Here is a 17,936-nt window from a genome sequence, read left to right as displayed (position 1 = left end):
GTTGGACTTATCACGGCAAGCCTTTTAGCCACGAAGCTTGGCGATGGAAAAAGTTATGCCAGCAGCAGGGACTTTGCTGCATCGACGGGGTTAGTCCCACGTCAGTACAGCACTGGCGGTAAAAGTACGCTAATGGGCATCAGTAAGCGCGGGGATAAAAATCTGCGACGTCTTCTGGTGCAATGCGCTCGCGCTTTTATGCAACGACTTGAACACAATCAGGGGCGGCTGGCTGACTGGGTGAAGGCCCAGCTCTCGCGGCATCACTCGAACGTAGTGGCCTGCGGGTTAGCCAACAAACTGGCCCGAATAGCCTGGTCGGTGACAACCCCTCGTACAGCTTTTATCCAATAAAAAGAGCCAACAGGGACGAACTGTTAGCTCTTAGGCGTTACGCAGTGACTTTCTGGTTTTGCGACGACTGATTATTGATGACATGAACGGCACAGCGACCTGCGGATGAACCTGACATAAAAAATGGCTCTTTGAAGCCGTCCGCTTTTTAAGGTTTTGCAGGCGCGGACTTCATCATGGCGCGGGCAACGTAAAGTTGCCCATCAGACGCCGTATAGATTTAAGCAAGCCCATCATAAATCAAAATCAACGTTGCAAAAACGGGGGTGACCATAGATTTTATAGCTGGAAGATTTCATATTCACAACATGGACGTTATGGCAAATTCGAGCGATGGAAAACGATAAATAATGAGGGTGATGCACGGATGGAAATTGCGATATGTGGTGTTGCAGATGTGCCGGAACTAGCCAGTCTTTTTGTCGAAATGGAGAATTATTACTTTGGTCACGGCGTTGTCAGCTATGACGATATGAGTACTTATCTTGCAGACAAAGTCTTCTCCACCTACTCAGGCGTGACGGTTGTCGGCGCTCGTAAAAACGGGGTGCTTGTGGGGTTTGCGACTTTTACATTGATGTTCCCTGCGCCGCTTTGCTCAGGCCAGGCGTTTATGAAAGAGCTCTTTACATCAGAGATTGCGCGAGGTCAGGGGGTCGGTAAATCGTTGATTCGGTTTATCGCAAACTTTGCTATTAAACACGGTTGTTCACGCCTCGACTGGACGGCGGAGAAATCCAATCCCAAAGCGGGGGCGTTTTATTTGTCCCTTGGCGCCGCTCTAATTGAGGAAAAACAGTACTTTCGGTTGGAGGGGGAGGGTCTCGAAAAGTTTTCTTCACGTGTTGAGTGATCATCAAAATAGAGCAGATCTGATGGTGACATATGGACATAGGAAAAAGCAAAGTATGCTACGACAACCATGAGGTGCAATTACTTGATTATTATATAATAACAACATTCTTCGTTGCATAAACCTCTGTTACTGCCGTGCAGGCAGCTCAATTTAACCAGGAGGATTTATGTCAGTTACTGTTAATGAATGGATGTTGAAATATGAAGCTATTGTGCTGAACCGGCTTACTGTGGGCGAAATCAAGCCGAAAACATGGGGGGACTATAAACGGCTCATCCATTTTTGTTCTGTGACGTGGGGGGAGAAGCCTCTGGGCGCGCTGTCCATTTCTGAAATAACCGCTGGAATAAAACATAAGGCCGACACCGCGCCTTTTGCCGCCCGGCGGTTAAGGATAAATCTTTCCAATATGTTTTTAGAAGCACAGCGAGAGGGCGTAATTCCACCAGGGCACAATCCTGCATTACTGTCCCGTCCCTTGCTGACCGCTGTTAAGACCGAGCGTCTACTCTTTAACGAGTGGCTTCTGATATTTAAAGCGGCAGGCTATTGTGCGCCTGACTATTTCCAGCGAGCCATGCTGTTAGCCATTATGACCGGTCAGCGGAGAGCGGACATCGCCAAAATACATTCAAGCCATGTCCGGGATGGCTACCTGCATATTGATCAGCAGAAAACGGCGGAGCGCATAGCCCTGCCTCTGACGTTAAAACTGACGTCATTGGGCTGCACGCTGGGTGAAGTCGTGGACATGTGTCCCAGTGACGGCTGGTTGATCCAGCATAAAGGCAAGCCGGTTCACCTGTGGTCTCTGACGCGCTGGTTTCAAAAATGCAGGGAGTCGGCAGGCATAGAAGCCGCTGTCGGCAAAATGCCACCGAGCTTCCGGGAGCAGCGCTCTCTTTCGGAAAGGCTGTATCGCGAACAGGGGGTGGATACGCGAACGTTACTTGGCCACAAATATCAGCAAATGACCGACGGGTATAATGATATTCGCGGTAAAGATTACCGGAGATTGAAAATCTGAACCTGCGCGCATAGGTGGGATCCCCCGCCTATGCTTCTAACAGGATCCATTGCCCCTTCCAATAACCTTACCTCTGACTTTTTCTGCGAAGCCCGAATCACACCAGAGGAGAAGGTATCTTTTGGATCAACTCAGCGCTGTTATTGCGAATATTGCCGACCGATTTGGATACGGGATGCCAGGTGAATTCATCCGCTGATATTGCCCCTTCTGTAAGCAAGGTCAGGGCCGTGAGGAAGTAATATCCGGATTTCACCATTGGTTCGCTTCCGCAGCGCCGAGAACCAGCGGTCGACGATCATGAATATCCACCAGCCCCTCATTGCTCTGCGCGGTGACGATGACAAAACCATCGTCATCTGGTGTTTCTAATGCATCGGGGTGATAGCGCGAGATGGCTGCAAAAAACAACGGCGCGTGTAACCGGTGATAAATGAAATAGGGTTGTTTAATCTCTGGGTCAGAAGGCGATTTTTTCCATTAATACCTGCCGTCAGCCATCACCAGTGCGCGGACATGTTCAAACAAAGGCTTAAACATGCGGCTGGTGGCCACGGTTTCTACCCGCGCATTAATCATCGGCTGTCGCCTGGCTTCTTTTGTCCACGCCGGCTGATATCCCCACCGCACCGGATCGAGATGGAGTTTATCCTCTCGCTGATTAATGAGAAGAACCCGGGAGCCAGGGGCGACGTTATACCGATCGATAGGCACCTCATCGATAGCCAATGCGAGCTCAACGTCGGGATTCAGGACTTCAATATAATGCGAACGAGGTTCGTATTGCGTAAAGCGTCCACACATTTTCGTTCCTCCACCAGAACCTTAAGCTTAGACAGGTAAAATAATGCGCGAGGATCAATTTTCTCTAAAATATTCTCATCCTCCCGCATTGTTGTGCCACCGCCGACATGATTAGTACGCGTTGATGCTGTTCACTCTGACGAATATTGTCTGATCACTGTGATTTCACGAACACAGTTGTCGGGCTAAAGGGCTATTACAACTACGAATATCATTGGCGGGTATAAAAGCCTTTTTACTCTTTTCATTGCAAGATATAAGGATGTCTAAAAATGCCTGGATTTAACTACGGTGGATACGGTGATGGTACTGGTTGGAGCTCAGAAAGCGGCGGCGGCACGACTCCCGGAGGCTCAACCGGCAATAGTGGTAATAATGACAATGGTGGCAACGGCACAGCTAATCCGCAGCAGCAGCAAATTTCAACTATTAGACATGATCCTGCCGTCATTAAAAAATTGTCTTCCTTAATAACTGCAGCACGCAAAATCAATCCTTATGCAAAAGTCACAATTCAAAGCATTACTAAAAATGGTGTATTGAATATTTCAGTGACAGAACTTGACGTAACGCAGGCAGGCCAGATTGGCCTAAGTGGCCTGGTTATGGGGGTGGATATTAATGGTACGAAACTTGCCATTGGCAATCTTGCTACCGGCCACGCCAGAACATCGGATAATAAAAAATATGTTAACAACCCTGTCCCAACCTCAGGTGAGGTATTTTCGTCAGGTGGAACAATATCGTGGTCTTTTGATCCAAAAACGGACTCATATTTAAGCCCTAAACCATTTGCAGACGGAATTACTATAAAAATCATAACGATCACCGGACCTTACACTTACAAATTAGTTTTCGATTTCACGCCTGATAGTTATGTTGTTGTCACCGTAAATAATGGTAATCCTAATAACATCTCGACAAAATTTTATAACTGGAAAGGGCCGGAGAGTGGTTTCCCCAAAATTGCTGTTACTGCCGTAAAAGATTTCATCCAGTCAAAGTTGGCGGAAGAGCGTGATTTACTGATTCAGACAAGCGAGATGATTATTTCTGTAGGGCAAGAGGTCAGCAAAACCCTTGGCGAGAAGTATAAAAGTGTCGCAAATGAAATCGCCGCTGACATTAAAAACTTCCAGGCGAAGGCCATACGTAACCATGCCGATGCGATGGCGGCCCTGAACAGGGTTTTACAAAATCCTGGCATGAAAATTAATGCCGGTGACAAGGACGCGATTGTGAATACCTGGAACCATCCTAATGCGACTGACATGGCGTATAAGCTGGGTTTCCTTGGCAAAACTTTCTCTGCAGCAGACGTGGTGGTTAAAGTGGAAAAAGTCAGACAAAAGACCATCGAAGGCTATCAAACGGGTAACTGGAATCCTCTGATGTTAGGAGTGGAGTCCTGGGCATTAAGCGGTATGGGGACAGGTATCGCACTGGGGATCCTTGCCTATGTAGCACCGGTAGTAGCTGCTACTGTTGGACTCCCGGTAACGGCGGTAACCATCGCGGGTATTATTGGTATAAGCCTGGCTGCGTCACTTATCGATGATAAATTAGTCGACAGGATTAATAACGAGGTCATTCGCCCTGCGCATTAATTATAATGTTTATATATTAATGAATTCGATTTACAAGGAACCCTCTAAATGAGGACTTCATCATTTCAAGTTACATTGTAGGCGGAGCAGTAACTTATCAATGGGCTTTTTTTGTTGAATTAACCGTCTTGCAAAAAGCGTAAATAAAAAATGCATAATAGGTGGTAAGAATAAACCCCACCAAAAATATACTAAGAAAGAGCAGGATGAGAAAATAATCATTAGCAGACATCATCCTGAGCAGTCTTCCAGACTCAGTGAGATCGGCATTATGGAATAATAGTAAGGTTATTATCCCTAAATATAAAACGGTAAATAAAACCAACGTTCTAGTGAGTAATGATATCGACTTGTCCGTTTTTAAATGCAACTCTTTATATGAAAAAAGAACTAGAATTAATGCCCAAACCGGTGCTGTCTTACAATACGCGCTCATTACCGATCTCAGTAAAAAATTATTGACTGAGTGGAGTGTTGGAACGTTATTGATAATGGTGGATATATCATTCAGCATAAAAGATTGTGGGTTGTGAAGGTAAATGGCTAGAAATACCAGCAATGGGGAAGCTGTAATGAATGAAAAAATATACATTTTTTTTGCGATATTACTGTTAGATGTGCGGATGACGTTGTCACTACTCATTTTAACCCCTTGTCTACAAATGATTATCCCCTGAACTGAATAATTGCCCCGCCAGAGACTCAGAACATATTAACCTGGACGAGGGATGACGCCTGAAAAACATGCCATATATTGGGTGATTTATCGTTCTGGCCACCTTCTTCATACCCTCATTTCGATGATATCACCACGGTAACACGTCAGTCATCCGGTGCGACAACACGCCAGCAATTTACCATCACGTTGGCTTATCACTTTGCTAAAACTCACTACCCCTCGCTGGCACGCGCCATTTACCCTTGATTGAGCTTTTACACCTAAAGTGCGCAATTCCTTTAAGGGAGGCTGCAATAGAGTCAGGCTCTAGTCACTCATTTTTACTCCTTCGAGATTCAACATTACCCCGTATAAGTGATTGATAAAGGGTTTATCCAGTTCCTATGGCCAACGGGGTGGGTCTGTCTGCAGTAATCCCAGCGTCCGCATCCCTTTATGCTGTTCGGCTTTCCGCTCGCAGTATTCGTCATCGGTGTATCCCATCGTCTCAATGATCACGCTATGCTCCCGGCCATCTGGCGTTATGGCCTGAATGATAAAATCAGGCAGCACAAAGCCTTTGTCTCCCTCGACGTCCACCTCAATATCAAACAGGGGTTTCACCAGAGTAAGGTCGCCCGCTTTGCCTTTGAGCCATCTGGCCACTTCTGCTATCCCTTCCAGCGTTTGCCGCTCCAGCCCGCTGTCTACCGGTACCGGACAGGTACGCCGAAACAGAACGTGCGCATACCCTTCACTGCATATGATCGTACCCTCAGCCCCGCGCCGGAAGGCCAGGATCACCCAGTAAGGCGGCCTCACGCCTTCCTGCGACTCTCCGTTGATGCTTACACCTTTCTCCGGGGCGAACATTCGTTCACCGCCGTTCCAGGCAAAGGTTGCGTGCTCACGGCTGACCAGGTCCGACATGAATATTTGATAAAAAACCCGGGCTTTGCCAGCAGGCCAGTTTGCGTCCGGGCACTCCAGTGCCAGCATCAGCCTTTCCTGAGCAGCTTCGCCCATCGCCGGCTGAAACCGTATGATTTCCGAAAGCCGGCGGCCGCGGATAAACTCCTGCGCATCCGCCGAGGCTGCAAGGGCGTCAAGCCAGATTCTGGCCGTCTTGTTAGGCAGCGGGCTGACCGGGCTGAAGGTGTTCAGTCCCGCATCCTCGATGAGCGTCAGGAGGAGGCGCGCAAGGCGGGGACGGCGTTTGCGCCGGGTTCGGTCATCGTCTGCCGTCACCGGCTTGCCCGACGCTTTAATGGTCGTTTCCGACTCGTCGGCGTGTAAAAAATCTCGGTAATTGAGGCGTTTGCTGCCGGCGACTTTCCGGGTTCCTGAACGGGTGGCATCCTCATCGCCTTTAAAGACCCGGAACATCGGACAGGACGGATCATGACTGTGACCAAATCCTGACAGGAACAGCGTCTGGGTTTCAGACATCAGCTTGGCACTGTTGAGCGCGGGCGTGTCGCCGGCCACGCAGCTGCACTGCAGCCAGAGTTCACTCTCACGCATTTCAAGGATAACGTGTTCCGCCAATGCACGATCCTGCGCATTGCGCGCCTGCTTGTGGCCGAAGATATTTTTAACAGCAGTTTCTTCTTCCTCAGTTAGCCAGCGTTTCAGGGCACCCCGTGGAGCTTTTTTTCTAATGAGCTTCATGACCATGTTTATCTCCTGTTCCTGCACAACGGCTTTAAAACACACTTTAGCGATGCGGCGTTTTTGGTGATCATCTCTTTTACTGCATAACGAAGCTAGATAAGAGTTCCAGAGGAGAGGAAAGCCTGTACTGGAATTTTTTGAGGAAACCATGGGCGTTGAGCATTATCTAATGGTCGCGATGCGCCTTACGGCTCGTTGAATCACATCCCATGGCTTATTTCATAATACCCTTTGTAATCAATATCCTGCTTTACAATTGCATGCGCCACTCTGGCGACTTTTGTTGCTACAGCCGTCATGGTTTTTCTTTTCTGATCTGGCTTATCTCCATTTTCCCGAATATAACGTTCATATTTGGAGCGGAAGCTGTTTTCTCTCGTTCTTACGGCTACGGTGGCTGCAAGCCAGAAGGCATATCTTAACCGCGCATTTCCACGTTTCGTCAATCTGTAACCACGGTGCTTTTGTCCGCTCTGGCTGGCGGAAAGATTAAAACCGCAAAAGTTGAGGTACTGCCGGTAATGAGCGAAACGTGTCAGATCGCCGCTTTCAGCAATGATCATAAGGGCAATGATAGCGCCAATTCCCGGGATCGTCCGTAAGTGCCTGTAGTCACTCCGTTCCTGTAAATAATTTTCTGCCTGCTTTTCAAGCTGCAATCGTTGGGCCGAAAGCATGACATAACGGTGAAGCTGTAATCTAAACGTGGTCACAGCCAGAGAATCTTCTGACAACGGTAATGCAATGGAATCCGCAGCAACATCATAGAGATGTTCAAGAAACTGCTGTTTATACTGTTTCCGGCCAACAATATCCCATGACTGTTTTACAAAAATATCCCGGTTCAGTGACGTGATACATGACGGCGTAGGGAATTGAAGTAAAAACTGACAGAACCACTCTGCCCGGGACATATGCAGAAATTGCTCAGCCTCGGGAAAATAAAGGGTCAGATAGTGGTTAACCAGGCTGTTCAGGCATCGGGTTCGTGCCAGAGTAACCTGATGATATGCGTTTGATATCTCCTGTATATCGATAATGCCATTAGCCAGAGGATCATAAAATGGTGCAGATACCCCCTGTTCGAGCAAATACATAATGACACTGGCATCTTTGCGATCATTTTTATCCCAAGTCTTAAACAGCATCTCACGAGCTCGCGCACATCTGACAGATGAAACAAGATGGCATTGAATTCCCTGCTTATGTAACCACCATGCGATATTGCGGTGATAATCAGCTGTAGGTTCAAAGGCCGCGATAATATCATCATGGGGTGAAGCGGTGAGCGCAAGCAGTCGGTTGAACCCTTCCAGTGTATTTTCGATATGCAGGTAAGATGTTCGTCCATCCGGGTGCCGGATTTTTGCATCGTGATGTTTTTTTTAGCGATATCTAGGGCAATCAGAGTCCCCGATACACCGATGTTACTAACAAAAGTGTTCATTGATTTTCTCCACTTGTGACAGACACAGACATTACAAGTTGTAGAAAATAGCTGACTTAAACGCTAGCTGGAGTGAGGACAGAAAATGTCTACTGGAACGGGGCACTCAAAATGCACTTGCCAGCTCTGTGACTGGGTTAGTTTCTGCTCGAGCAGTGACAATGGCGTAACGAAACACCTGGTTGCACGCTTGGCGGATTTTGCGAAGCTTATCTAGGGCACCACGTTTTTCGAGTTTATGAAGCGAGCTGAGGATCTCCAGAGGCTTTATCTCTGCAATCGGGCGCTTACCAAATATCAGGGAAAATATCGTTTTCAAAGGCCTCCATGAGATCTCTGGCATAGCCTTTCGACCAGTTTGGGCGTTTTTATTCATGCCATTCATCTGCGCAGTCTTTGACGCGGATCAAGGTTTGACACCCAGATGAAGTGATAATGAGAATAAATGTAATTATCATTAGAAATTTACTATGTCTCTCTGGCAACGGATTTTATTTCTTTGTAGCTGCTTGCTCATCAGTACGCTGACGTTCGGCGCGCCTACTGATTATCAGCAGTGGATCACCGACATTCAGCAACGTCTCGATAAAACCTCAAAGCTCTACCAGCAAAAACAAACGGATGAAGCACGTACGCAAGTGCAGATGGCCTATTTCGAGGTATTCGAAAATCTTGAAGGTCCTATTCGTATCAACATTTCTTCGCAAAAAAGTTACCAAATGGAAGCCACCTTCGGTGAGATCCGTCGAATGATCGGCGAGGGCAAACCGCTTCCTGAGGTGCAGGCGAGAATCGACTGGTTGAAGGGTGAGCTTGATGGTGTCTTGCCGGTACTGGCCGACGGCCATCGCGTCGAAGCGCAACAGCAGCACGGTGCCTACGGCAACAGTAACATTGCGCCTTATTGGCAACAGAGTTTTAAAGTGATTGATGATTTGCTGGCGCAAGCCGTGACGGATTATCAGGACGGTAAGTTTCAGCAGGCCGGGAAAATTGTGCAGCTGGCACACTATGAGGGGTTTAAAAACTCCGAAATGGAAATGTCCGTGCGTGTAAATCGTTCCTCGCAGCAGGCGGCGGCAATTAACCAGCAATTCAGCGCCCTCATCGCTCTCGCATCTACGCCCGATAACATGAGCGACGTTGCCTATAGAGTAACCACGCTGATACAGGATATTGAAGAGCAATTGCCTGGCTTGCCGACTACGCGTGAACAACAACAGACAGTGCCCGATCAGGCCGCAAACGGCCCGGCAGACGGCGGAACTGACGCCGACTGGAAGCATGTCAGCGCACAGATCGAACAGGCGATCTCAGCTGCGCTGGATCACTATAAACAAGGTCAAAGCAAACCCGCGATGATGGCGGTTCAGGATGCCTATTTTGATCTGTTTGAAGCCAGCGGAATGGAAAATAAACTCGGCTCGCGTGATGCCGCGTTTAAGTCCACGTTGGAAGGCTATTTTACCCGCATGGTCAGCATGATCAAAGCCGGGCAACCGCTGGATCAACTGCAAGAACAAGCGTCAGCACTGCAACAGGACCTGGATAAAGCCGTCACCATGTTAGGTGAGGGGAATGAAACCCACTGGAGTCTGCTGATTTACAGCCTGCTGATTATCCTGCGCGAAGGGCTCGAGGCGCTGCTGATTGTGGCGGCCATCGTGGCGTATCTGGTGAAAAACAACCATCAGGACAAACTTCCCCTTATTCGCCAGTCCGTCTATGCCGCGTTGTTGGCAAGCGTGGTGACGGCATTCATCTTCCAGTGGCTGTTTTCCAATTCGGGCGCCAGTCGTGAACTTCTCGAGGGTGTGACCATGCTGATTGCCGTGGTGATGCTGTTCTCGATGAGTTACTGGCTGCTCTCGAAGGTCGAGGCGCGCCATTGGAAAGCGTATCTGGAAGGCAAACTTTCGCATTCACTCAGCAGCGGATCAATGGCTGGCCTTTGGCTCACCAGTTTTCTGGCGGTGTATCGCGAAGGGGCAGAGACGGTGCTGTTCTATTTGGCGCTGATCGGTGATGCCAGCTCGGTGGGGGGGCATTTGTCTATTCTGGGCGGTTTTGCAGCGGGTTGCGTGTTGCTGCTACTGGCCTGGCTGGTGATGCGTTACAGCGTGGTGCGTTTGCCGCTGAAGCCGTTCTTTATGTTTACCGGTGGCTTTATGTATCTGATGGCATTCGTATTCGCCGGGAAAGGTGTATTGGAGTTGATCGAAGGGAAGCTCTTTGAACCGACATTATTACAGGGCGTACCGGAAATCAGTGGGTTAGGGATTTATCCCTATGTAGAAACGCTGTTGCCTCAGGGCGTGTTACTTCTGGCTGCCGTACTGGCGCTGTGGGTGATGCGGCGGCAGTCGCTGAATGCGGATCGTAAAACAAACATTGCATAATCAATATAATAGAGGGATGGGTAACATGACGATGAAGAAAAGTGTGATAGCCAGTGCCATTATTGCCAGCATCTTTGCTGCACCCGCAGCCTTTGCCTTTAAAGAGTTCCCGGCGGGTGAGCCCGTCACAATGAATGAGTTGGAGATTGCTGCTGTTTATCTGCAACCTATCGACATGGAACCGCGTGGTATGGGTCTGCCCGCTGCGAAAGCGGATATCCATCTGGAAGCGGATATTCACGCGACTGAAGGGGGTAAAAATGGTTTCGGTGCAGGTGAATGGATGCCGTACCTGACTATTGCCTATACGTTGGTCAATACTGACACGGGCGACAAGCAGGAAGGCACATTCATGCCAATGGTAGCCAGCGATGGGCCACACTATGGTGCCAACATCAAAATGATGGGTGTGGGTAACTATAAAGTGACATATCACATCGAACCGCCATCCAAAGCCGGTATGCACCGCCACACGGATAACGAAACAGGTGTCAGCCGTTGGTGGAAACCGTTCGATGTCAGTTTTGACTTCAAGTACGTCGGTCTGAATTGATAGCGACTTGCCGCATCAGCGTCAGGCAGATGCGGCGTAGTTTTATATCGCATAGTTTGGATGCGGCGAAGTTTGCCATTCCGCTTTGGCAAACAGGCAGTGGCTGTCGGGCTCAGTTGCCGGGCAGACGTGGTGTTTTCCTCGTCCAGGTGGGCGTGATGAGTTATTTTTTTGTCAATGTTTTGCAGGCTTTTCTCCCCGTTGCACTCCTGATCGGGCTCAGTTGGGTACATCGTCCCCTGCCGGGTATCCGATCTCTGGGATGGGCGACGCTGCTGGCCTGGCTTGCGGGTACGTTAATCGGTGGTCATCTGCCGTCAGGGCAGATTGTACGCCTGTGCCTTACCGTGGCTGAATTGGCCGCGCTCGTGCTGTTTCTTCTCTGCCAATTTTCCCGCCATCAGCGACTCGCTCTCTTCTGGCAATGCCTGCTGATTACTGGCGCTGCGTTGCATTGGGCAGACAATTCGTCGCTGACGGCCTTGACCAGCGCCACGGTAGTCAATACCGATTTTCTGTTGAACATCAGCGCGATTGTATTGGCACTGGCGACCGTCATCCTTTGCGCGGTGTTGACCACGATGCTGTCTCGCACGCTTCCCGCTGCGCGCTGGCCGCTATTGTTGCTACTTTCGCTGCTTCTGGCATTGCCTTTGAGCGGCAATCTGCTGCTGTTACTCATGAAATTACAGGTGTTGGGGCTGACGAAATCGCTGTTGAGCTACGTTGCCCAGGTAACGAATGCCTCAGCCTGGTTAAGTTATTTTCCTGCACTTTTGCTCATTCTGCTGTTGCTACTTCTGCTGCCCGGGCTGTTTGCCTTGCGGAAAATTGTCGGCCAACAGACTGACGATATTTTACGGCGTAAAGCACAGGCTGAATGGCAAAATGCCAGACGTACTGCGCTATGGATGGGGATTGTCGTGGTGATTGTGGTGCTAAGCCAGCTCTACTGGGATCGCATTGCCTCTCAACCGCCGCAACTCTCAGCCGCCGTTCCCGTGACGCTGGCCGAGGACGGGCAGGTTCATATCCCCCTGGATCAGATCCGTGACGGTAAATTGCACCGTTTCGTCTGGGTGTCAGATGACGGTAAGGCTGTACGCTTTTTTGTGATCAACCGCTACCCGGATCTTTTACGCCTCGGTGTGGTGTTCGATGCGTGTTTGCTGTGTGGCGATCAGGGCTATGTCATGGAGGGCAATCAGGTGATCTGCGTCGCCTGTGCTGTCCATATTTTTATCCCCTCAATCGGCAAACCCGGTGGATGTAATCCTATCCCCATCGAAGGCTGGAAAAATGACGATCGGGAACTGGTGATCGGGCGGGATGGGCTGATTACCGGAGTGAATTATTTTACGACCGTCGTGACGCTCGATGTGAAAGATCCGGTTGATGGCAGCCATCTGACTAATATCAGTGCGCAGTATAAATTCCGCTATGGTGGCAAAACCTGGTTCTTCTCTTCCGAAGATAACTACAACCGTTTCCGAGCGCAGCCCCGGCAGTTTGTCGATATCGCGCCGACCGCGGAAGACGGTGAACCGGAGGATTAATAACGATGCTGGCTCTTATGTTACGGCAGTCGTGGCGCAGAAACGTTCGACGCAAGTCGTTGGCCATTATCACCGTGTTTCTCGCGGCGGGGTTGATCTCGGCGCTGTTGGCCGTCTCTATCGATATCGGAGATAAAATGGCGCGGGAGTTGAAGTCCTATGGCGCCAATATTTTGATTGAGCCCGCCGGACAGGCGGCTCTCCCTGTTTTGTTTGGCGAGCGTAGCAATCCGCTGGCTGGGCAGGATTTCCTTGATGAAAATGAGTTGCCGAATATTAAGGATATCTTCTGGCGTAATAACATCGTTGGCTTTGCTCCCCTGCTCAGTGGCAATGTCACTGTCGATAAGCAAAACGCTGCTCAGCAAACCGTCGGCGTGCTCGGAACCTTTTTCTCGCAACCGGTCAATGTGCCGGATGAGGAGGATTACCAAACTGGGCAACGGATCATTAGTCCTTACTGGCAAGTGCAGGGCGAGTGGCCGCAGGAGCCGATGGCTGAAGGTGCTCCGGTGGAGGCTCTGATGGGAAAACAACTGGCGATACAGAACCACTGGTCAGTCGGGGATTCATTCAGAATCAGAGGACCCGCGGCGGCGTTAACCCTGAAGATCACCGGCGTCTTAAGCAGCGGTGGTGATGAGGAACGGCAGTTGGTTATGCCGCTGGCGGCGGTACAGACGCTGATGGGGTTGCCAGGCAAGGTTCAGTCGATTCGTGTTTCCGCGCTGACGGTGCCGGAAAATGATCTGTCACGCAGGGCGCGCGAGAACCTCGAAGGGCTGAATGCTGAGGAATATGATCTCTGGTATTGCACGGCCTATGTTTCGTCGATTGCTCATCAGTTGGAAGAAGCCATCTCGGGGTCTGCGGTGAGGCCAATCTGGCAAGTAGCCGCGTCTGAGGGGGTGGTAATTGGAAAAATTCAACTGTTGTTGGCGGTGGTGACGCTTGCGGCGCTGGTCGCTGCGGCGATGGGGATTGCATCGCTGATGACCAGTACCATTATGGAACGCGCAAAAGAGATTGGCTTAATGAAAGCGTTAGGTGCCAGGCAATGGCAGATCATGCTGCTGTTCTATCTTGAAGCTGCGCTTAGTGGCCTGTTGGGTGGGGTGCTGGGCTGCATAGCCGGGTGGGGATTGGCGAAAGCTATCGGCCTGATGTTGTTCGGTGCACCCCTGAGTTTTGCCTGGATTGTGGCACCTTGCGTACTGGTCGTTTCAGTGTTGATTGCCTTGATTGGCACCTGGTTCCCGGCGCGACGTATTGCACGACTGTATCCTGTGGAGGTGCTGTATGGCCGCTGATCAACCCGCCGGGAGCATGAAAAAAACGGTGCCAGTGAAGAGCATGTTCTGGTTACTGGTTATCCGCGCTCTGCGCCTCAGAATGCAACGCGTGAGCGTGGTTTTTGCTGCATTGACTGTAGGGGCTGCGATAGTGACGGCGATGTCGGCGGTCTATTTTGACATCAATGCCAAGATGAGTCAGGAGCTGCGGACCTTTGGTGCCAATTTCTATATTGGCCCGGCCAGCGACAATACGCTGTCGCAGGCCGATTTCCAGCAGATCTTGACCACCGCGCCTGCGGGGCTAATCAACGCAGGCAGCCCTTACCTGTATGGCATGGCGCGTACCGAACTGGAGAAAGTGGTGGTGATGGGCGTCTGGTTTGATTCACTACAACCGTTGGTGCCTTACTGGCAGGTGAGCGGGCAGTGGATCGGGGTGAATTTTGACGATCGCAATGCGATGATTGGCGTCAAGTTGGCTAATCGACTACAGGTGAAAGTGGGTGACAGTATTACGTTGGTAGGGAATGACGGTCAGCAGCGCCTGCAAATCAAGGGCATCGTTGAGTCCGGCGATGCGACGGATAATGTGTTGATCGTGAGTCTCGAACTGGCGCAAAAGTGGCTGCATCAACCGGGAAAAATCAGTAATGCGCTGTTAAATGTCAATAATGACCTTGGCCAGGTAGACAATTTCGCCAGGGAGTTACGCCAGCAATATCCTCAACTTGAAATCAGGCCGATCCTGAAAGTTTCAGCGTCTGAAGGGCAAGTGCTGGATAAAATCAAAGGGCTGATGGGGGTGGTCTCTGTGGTGATCCTCGTCTTGTCTTCTCTGTGTGTGAACACGACGCTGCTGGCGATGGTGAGTGAGCGCTCGCGCGAATTCGCGTTGCAGAAAGCGCTGGGCGCGGGCGATCGAGACATTATTCGCCAGATGTTAACAGAGACTCTGTTGATCTCTCTGGCGGCGGCATTGACGGGCATCGTCCTGGGCTTTTTGCTGGCGCAGTTGGTTGGGCATACCGTTTTCAATGCGGCGATCGCGCTGCGGGCACCGGTTTTCCCACTCACGTTGCTTTCGTCCGTGTTGGTGGCGACGTTGGCGGCGATTGTGCCAACCCGCTATGCGATAGATGTTCAACCGGCCAGAGTGTTAAAAGGAGAATAAGGTGAAGAGTTCAACAGTCAGGCTGGTCAGTCCGCAACCAGAATCGCAGGCGGTGATTGAGACCCGCCATCTTTTCAAGCGGTTTGGCGAGGTTACCGCCTTGGATGACATCAATATCTGCATTAATCGCGGTGAATTCGTTGCCATTATGGGCGCATCCGGCTCCGGCAAAACCACTCTGATGAATATTTTGACTTGTCTGGATACCGTTACTGAAGGCCAGGTATTGCTGGATGGTACCGATGCGGCTGCGCTTGATGAAGAAGGGCGTCGTCAGTTCCGTGCCGATAAGATCGGCCTGGTCTTTCAGCAGTTCCACCTGATCCCCTTTCTTAGCGCATTGGAGAATATCATGTTGGCGCAGCATTATCACAGCGTGGTGGATGAGGTGGCAGCGCGCAATGTGCTGGAACAGGTTGGGTTGTCGCATCGCGTTAGCCATCTCCCCAGCCAACTGTCTGGCGGAGAGCAGCAACGCGTATGTATTGCCCGTGCATTGGTGAATCAACCCCCGGTTATTTTCGCTGATGAACCGACAGGAAATCTGGATGAAGAGAATGAGCAGCGTGTTTTGGCTCTTCTCAATCAATTGCATCAACAGGGGCGTACTATTGTGATGGTGACACATAACCCAGAATTGGGGCGGGTCGCCGATCGCATTATCCGCCTACAGCACGGTAAGGTTATCAGTACGGGGAGTCAGCAGCATGTTATGGCGTAAGTGTTCATTGATGGTGGCCTTGGTCGCTGTGACGTTGCTTGCAGGCTGCAAACAGGACAACGTGGCGTTGGGAAAAGAGGCGCCCGCACTGGCGGCCTATGACTTACAGGGAGAACAGGCGTCGTTGGATCGTTGGAAAGGTAAAACGGTCTACCTGAATTTCTGGTCGGTAAGCTGCGGGGGCTGTGTCTCTGAAATGGCCACGCTCGAAAAACTCAGTAAAACCTATGGCGATAAGATTGTGGTCGTTGCAGTAAATACGGATGCCGAGCAGGTGGATCTTCGTCCGGTGCTGTCTCAGCGGCAGATCGGTTACCCCGTTGTGCGCGATCAACTTGGAATTACCCAGGAACGTTATGCCGTTATTGGTACACCGACCTCATTTCTCATTGATGCCCAGGGGAAAGTGACCGCAGTGCATCAAGGGGCGCGCAACGATCAGGCGTTAACCATGCTATTTCAGCAGATTGCACTGGGGGCATAATGAAGTGTTCCGTATTCTCCTCATGCCTTCTTTTCTCATGCCTGTCATTGGTTTTGCTGGTGCCTAGGGCGGCTCAGGCGGAGGGGAAAGGGATCTATGAGCAGCGTTGTTCAGGGTGTCACGGTCGGTTGGCTGACAAGAAGGCAATGGATCAAGCGCCAGCGCTGAACACACTCTCTGAAGATGTCATGATCGAAGGACTGAAGGCACGGCGTGATGGCAAAATAGAAGGTAAAGGAAACCGAGCTAAAGCCAACCTTACCGATGAGCAAATTGTTGAGCTAGCGAAGTTCATCAATGGATTACCGAAGTAATTCCCCTAAATAGCGGTTCCAAATAGTAGATTACTTGAAGGGAACTCAGTCCGATTTAAGCGATCTGATCAATCGCTGAATATCCCAAACCAACAACCTGACTGAGTTATGCCGATCATAGCACCGATAACCGACACCGAAAGATGTCTGATGCAAAAAACAATCCATAAAACAGACGACAAAAACCACGCACGCAGACTCACCGCCATATTGATGTTTCTGACCCTGACCCAAAATCCTGCTCCATTCAGAAACAGAATTCCGGCATGATAAATCCCCCCCCTGAGCGGAGGTGGTGCCGATGAAAAAGTCACGATTCACCGAAGAGCAGATTATCTTTGCTCTCAAGCAGGCCGAGCTGGGGACGTCCGTGCCGGATGTCTGCCGTAAGCAGGGTATCTCTGATGCCACTTTTACACGTGGCGCAAGAAGTACGGCGGAATTTCCCCTTCGGAACTCAAACATATGCGGCAGCTGGAAGAGGAAAATCTGCGGCTGAAGAGGCTGGTTGTTGACCTCAGCCTCGATAAGGCCATGTTGCAGGGCGTGCTGGCACAAAAGAGCTGACGCTGGCACGCCTGCGCGAATGGGTCAGGGATTTACAGGCCCGATACGGTGCCAGCGAAAGACAAATCTGTTTTGCGCTGCGACTCAGCCGCAGCTCGTTCAGGTATCGTTCTGTTGCTGCCGATGACAGTGCGCTGCGCCTGCGCATCCGCGAGATCACCGAAACCCGGGTGCATTACGGTTACCGCCGGGTACACGTGATGCTCAGACGGGAAGACTGGCGCGATAACCACAAAAGGATTTACCGGCTTTACAGCGAGCAGGGGCTGTCGCTGCGCCTCAAACGGCCGCACAGCGCCGACAACCGCAGCCGCAGGGTCTGTATCCGAATCACGTCTGGGGCATGGATTTTGTCTCTGATGCGCTGTTTGACGGGCGACGACTGCGCCTGCTGACGGTTATCGACCTGTACACCCGCGAATGCCTGGGGCTCTGCGTGGGGGCAGAAT

The 17,936-nt window shown here is 50.6% G+C and carries 13 protein-coding genes and 6 pseudogenes; 14 read left to right on the top strand and 5 right to left on the bottom strand.

Going from position 1 to position 17,936, the window contains the following annotated elements:
• From EX31_RS25515 to EX31_RS17115, 3 genes are all read left to right on the top strand, one after another.
• Positions 1-354, top strand: a 354-nt coding sequence (locus tag EX31_RS25515) for a transposase (protein ID WP_156106985.1), incomplete at its 5' end; no start/stop codon positions are given.
• Positions 355-721: 367 nt separating this feature from the next.
• A complete protein-coding gene (locus EX31_RS17120; protein ID WP_051931086.1) occupies positions 722-1,207 on the top strand; it encodes a GNAT family N-acetyltransferase in 486 nt (161 codons plus the stop codon).
• 169 nt (positions 1,208-1,376) lie between these two features.
• The gene (locus tag EX31_RS17115; protein ID WP_037035792.1) at positions 1,377-2,237 is read left to right on the top strand and encodes a tyrosine-type recombinase/integrase; all 861 of its coding nucleotides are present in this window, start codon (positions 1,377-1,379) and stop codon (positions 2,235-2,237) included.
• 97 nt (positions 2,238-2,334) lie between these two features.
• Here the strand turns inward: EX31_RS17115 and EX31_RS17110 are convergent.
• A pseudogene (locus tag EX31_RS17110) lies at positions 2,335-3,041 on the bottom strand (SOS response-associated peptidase family protein).
• Between the two features lie 272 nt (positions 3,042-3,313).
• On the opposite strand from EX31_RS17110, the gene EX31_RS24985 reads away from it, so the two are divergent.
• Positions 3,314-4,648, top strand: a complete 1,335-nt coding sequence (locus tag EX31_RS24985) for a colicin-like pore-forming protein (protein ID WP_051931084.1) — start codon at positions 3,314-3,316, stop codon at positions 4,646-4,648.
• 97 nt (positions 4,649-4,745) lie between these two features.
• Here EX31_RS24985 and cui read toward each other — a convergent pair whose 3' ends face one another.
• The 4 genes and pseudogenes from cui to EX31_RS17085 form a co-directional block, all read right to left on the bottom strand.
• Positions 4,746-5,162: a colicin immunity protein Cui gene (gene cui, locus EX31_RS17100; protein WP_231576072.1), complete on the bottom strand. Its 417-nt coding sequence runs from the start codon at positions 5,160-5,162 to the stop codon at positions 4,746-4,748.
• A gap of 549 nt (positions 5,163-5,711) precedes the next feature.
• Positions 5,712-6,983: pseudogene (locus EX31_RS17095) on the bottom strand (hypothetical protein); the annotation flags it as partial.
• Positions 6,984-7,180: 197 nt separating this feature from the next.
• A pseudogene (locus EX31_RS17090) lies at positions 7,181-8,427 on the bottom strand (IS110 family transposase).
• Positions 8,428-8,539: 112 nt separating this feature from the next.
• A pseudogene (locus EX31_RS17085) lies at positions 8,540-8,825 on the bottom strand (tyrosine-type recombinase/integrase); the annotation flags it as partial.
• Positions 8,826-8,897: 72 nt separating this feature from the next.
• Between EX31_RS17085 and EX31_RS17080 the strand changes: the two are divergent.
• The 10 genes and pseudogenes from EX31_RS17080 to EX31_RS26415 form a co-directional block, all read left to right on the top strand.
• Positions 8,898-10,826 carry an FTR1 family iron permease gene (locus EX31_RS17080; protein WP_037035786.1) on the top strand — a complete coding sequence of 643 codons (1,929 nt, stop codon included), beginning with the start codon at positions 8,898-8,900 and terminating at the stop codon, positions 10,824-10,826.
• 25 nt (positions 10,827-10,851) lie between these two features.
• On the top strand, positions 10,852-11,379 hold the full coding sequence (locus EX31_RS17075) for an iron transporter (RefSeq protein WP_037035784.1): 528 nt from the start codon (positions 10,852-10,854) through the stop codon (positions 11,377-11,379).
• Between the two features lie 158 nt (positions 11,380-11,537).
• Complete coding sequence (locus EX31_RS17070) at positions 11,538-12,935, top strand: Fe-S-containing protein (protein WP_037035783.1); 1,398 nt, start codon at positions 11,538-11,540, stop codon at positions 12,933-12,935.
• A 5-nt stretch (positions 12,936-12,940) separates the two neighbouring features.
• Positions 12,941-14,245 carry an ABC transporter permease gene (locus EX31_RS17065; RefSeq protein ID WP_037035780.1) on the top strand — a complete coding sequence of 435 codons (1,305 nt, stop codon included), beginning with the start codon at positions 12,941-12,943 and terminating at the stop codon, positions 14,243-14,245.
• 43 nt (positions 14,246-14,288) lie between these two features.
• Positions 14,289-15,401: an ABC transporter permease gene (locus tag EX31_RS17060; RefSeq protein WP_156106987.1), complete on the top strand. Its 1,113-nt coding sequence runs from the start codon at positions 14,289-14,291 to the stop codon at positions 15,399-15,401.
• A gap of 22 nt (positions 15,402-15,423) precedes the next feature.
• Positions 15,424-16,122: an ABC transporter ATP-binding protein gene (locus tag EX31_RS17055; protein WP_037035794.1), complete on the top strand. Its 699-nt coding sequence runs from the start codon at positions 15,424-15,426 to the stop codon at positions 16,120-16,122.
• Positions 16,109-16,606, top strand: a complete 498-nt coding sequence (locus EX31_RS17050) for a TlpA family protein disulfide reductase (RefSeq protein WP_051931076.1) — start codon at positions 16,109-16,111, stop codon at positions 16,604-16,606. The genes EX31_RS17055 and EX31_RS17050 overlap by 14 nt, the downstream gene beginning before the upstream one ends.
• Positions 16,606-16,920: a c-type cytochrome gene (locus tag EX31_RS26510; protein WP_037035778.1), complete on the top strand. Its 315-nt coding sequence runs from the start codon at positions 16,606-16,608 to the stop codon at positions 16,918-16,920. The genes EX31_RS17050 and EX31_RS26510 overlap by 1 nt, the downstream gene beginning before the upstream one ends.
• Before the next feature lie 108 nt (positions 16,921-17,028).
• A pseudogene (locus EX31_RS26065) lies at positions 17,029-17,136 on the top strand (IS630 family transposase); the annotation flags it as partial.
• Between the two features lie 85 nt (positions 17,137-17,221).
• Positions 17,222-17,936 (top strand): annotated as a pseudogene (locus tag EX31_RS26415) (transposase); the annotation flags it as partial.

This window comes from Rahnella sp. WP5 (genome assembly GCF_000745615.1).
Lineage (GTDB): Bacteria > Pseudomonadota > Gammaproteobacteria > Enterobacterales > Enterobacteriaceae > Rahnella > Rahnella aceris.
Note: the sequence above shows the minus strand (reverse complement) of the source record. Positions and strands in the feature narration are given on the sequence as shown.

Excerpts from the sequence above, each read along its gene's own strand:
- EX31_RS17120 (WP_051931086.1), top strand. The coding sequence starts at position 722 with ATGGAAATTGCGATATGTGGTGTTGCAGATGTGCCGGAACTAGCCAGT.
- EX31_RS17115 (WP_037035792.1), top strand. The coding sequence starts at position 1,377 with ATGTCAGTTACTGTTAATGAATGGATGTTGAAATATGAAGCTATTGTG.
- EX31_RS24985 (WP_051931084.1), top strand. The coding sequence starts at position 3,314 with ATGCCTGGATTTAACTACGGTGGATACGGTGATGGTACTGGTTGGAGC.
- cui (WP_231576072.1), bottom strand. The coding sequence starts at position 5,162 with ATGCTGAATGATATATCCACCATTATCAATAACGTTCCAACACTCCAC.
- EX31_RS17080 (WP_037035786.1), top strand. The coding sequence starts at position 8,898 with ATGTCTCTCTGGCAACGGATTTTATTTCTTTGTAGCTGCTTGCTCATC.
- EX31_RS17075 (WP_037035784.1), top strand. The coding sequence starts at position 10,852 with ATGACGATGAAGAAAAGTGTGATAGCCAGTGCCATTATTGCCAGCATC.
- EX31_RS17070 (WP_037035783.1), top strand. The coding sequence starts at position 11,538 with ATGAGTTATTTTTTTGTCAATGTTTTGCAGGCTTTTCTCCCCGTTGCA.
- EX31_RS17065 (WP_037035780.1), top strand. The coding sequence starts at position 12,941 with ATGCTGGCTCTTATGTTACGGCAGTCGTGGCGCAGAAACGTTCGACGC.
- EX31_RS17060 (WP_156106987.1), top strand. The coding sequence starts at position 14,289 with ATGTTCTGGTTACTGGTTATCCGCGCTCTGCGCCTCAGAATGCAACGC.
- EX31_RS17050 (WP_051931076.1), top strand. The coding sequence starts at position 16,109 with ATGTTATGGCGTAAGTGTTCATTGATGGTGGCCTTGGTCGCTGTGACG.
- EX31_RS26510 (WP_037035778.1), top strand. The coding sequence starts at position 16,606 with ATGAAGTGTTCCGTATTCTCCTCATGCCTTCTTTTCTCATGCCTGTCA.